Genomic DNA, 1,781 nt, shown 5'->3' with positions numbered 1-1,781 from the left:
ACTAGTGCCAGAACGATACTGAGGGTCGACCGGGATTCGCAAAATTTTCGCCAAAAGTGCTTTAAATCGCTGATTTAAAAGCGAAATTTATTCTCACATCAAGCGACTGGACCTCCCGCTGGAGATCCAGCAATTGGGATCCGAGCCGCTCGATGTGGACCTTCCGGTACAGTGAAAGGCTGCGTCGCAATAGGGATAGGCACGACGAGCAAATTCCATAACCGGTGAATATAATTGCGCATCTGCCAATTGGGCAAACCATTATCGTGTATCTGCCCCTTGCGAATGCATGAGTTCAATAGGGGTTTGGCGCTACAAATGTGATTAATAATCACCAGTCGCCTGTGCCAGAAGAACCTTGACCTTGTTCATGCCGCCCTGAAGCCGCCCCGCTAGGGCTTCGCGTTCCTCGTCCGTCCCCCCTGTGTAACCTGCCAGTTCACCAGACGCCGTTTTGAAGCCCTGGTGGATCGACACTAATTCGCTGACGTTTAGGCCGTGATCGCGACGCGGCGCCTGCTCGATTCGCTCGAGATCGTCGACCAACGAGGTGTGACCAGCGGAAAAGCATTCGAAAATAGGTTCCGCGGGTCGGAACGAGTTCATGTGCGCGTTGCGCAGAAAGGCCTTTTCGGACGCGTCTTCTGTGTTGGCACTTGATAGCGCGATAAACGCAGACTCGAGCTCGTCCCGACTGCGGGCACGATCTTCCGATATGGCAATCTCGTTGGGAAGTCGCTGACGCCGTTCGGCAATCTTCTGCGCGTCGAGTCCCGGAATCGGTTGCCCTTGGGGCAGAACGTCAAGCACCTTGGCGATGTCGTTCTCGCTCAAAATCTCGTGGCCAAATACCTCTTGACCAATGCTATGCAGACTCTGAAGCACAGCGCCCACGCTTTGCTTATTCAGAGTCTTTCCAAATACCAAATGATAATGCGGCATCATACGGCCGTTTTTTGCAAAATTCACGCCCATCGTGTGATAGAAGTCGTAATCCCGTTCGTTCGAAATACGCGGAATTTTGCGATCTTCATAAACTTTTCCATCGCCTTTCAGATGATTTTCATGAATGCTGATGAGACTTGCACCTGATTCGGCTGCCAGTTCGTTATAGGCCGTAACGACTGATGCCACCGCCCGTTGCAGGTCGCGCTTTTGCGTTTGGCTTAAAGTGCCGGTGGCGAAACTGGCGGAAGCGGTGAGGTTCAGCAAGCCTTTGGATCGACGTATCTCGACGTTTTGCAGCATCGAGCCTGGCGTGCAAGCGATCCGTTTCCATTCGCCCACGTTGTTCCGGGCGATCATGACTGTGCCGGGATTGCGGGGATTTAGATTGCTCAGTGGATGCTGCAGGGTGTCCAACCGGCGAACCTCCGGCGCGAGCTTCGGCGTCGAATTCGGCAACGGCGACTCACTGCTCGCTTGGTTCCAAGCCACGCCGCTAGAGGATATGTTCGTGAGTTTCATAAATTTCCAATGTTTCAAGAGTGAATGATCAAAGAGTTTTTAGCAGATACACATTCTTTTTTAATTGAAACATCGGAAAAAAAGACGCGAAATGCGAAGAATGCAAACAACTAGTTACGGACTTTTCGGCGGCGCAACACAAACAGAAACTTGCTGGCCCAACGAATTCATGGATGATGGATCGCCGGGCAATCAAGGGTGAGTATTATTTCGCAGCGCTGCGCTGGAGGAAGCCTAATGGGTACCTGTTGGAGGTATCCGGAATTTCGTGTGTGAGGCGGGTTGAGATTCAGACTCCAATGTTGAATCGTTCC

1 protein-coding gene is annotated in these 1,781 nt (G+C 51.9%); it reads right to left on the bottom strand.

What is annotated here, in order from left to right:
- Positions 1–324 precede the first annotated feature (324 nt).
- On the bottom strand, positions 325–1,467 hold the full coding sequence (locus ACV22V_RS32315; protein ID WP_448016799.1) for a hypothetical protein: 1,143 nt from the start codon (positions 1,465–1,467) through the stop codon (positions 325–327).
- Positions 1,468–1,781: the final 314 nt, after the last annotated feature.

Source organism: Burkholderia sp. AW33-5 (assembly GCF_053427615.1).
The sequence above is the reverse complement of the archived record's forward strand: the minus strand, read 5'-3'. Positions and strand labels throughout refer to the sequence as shown.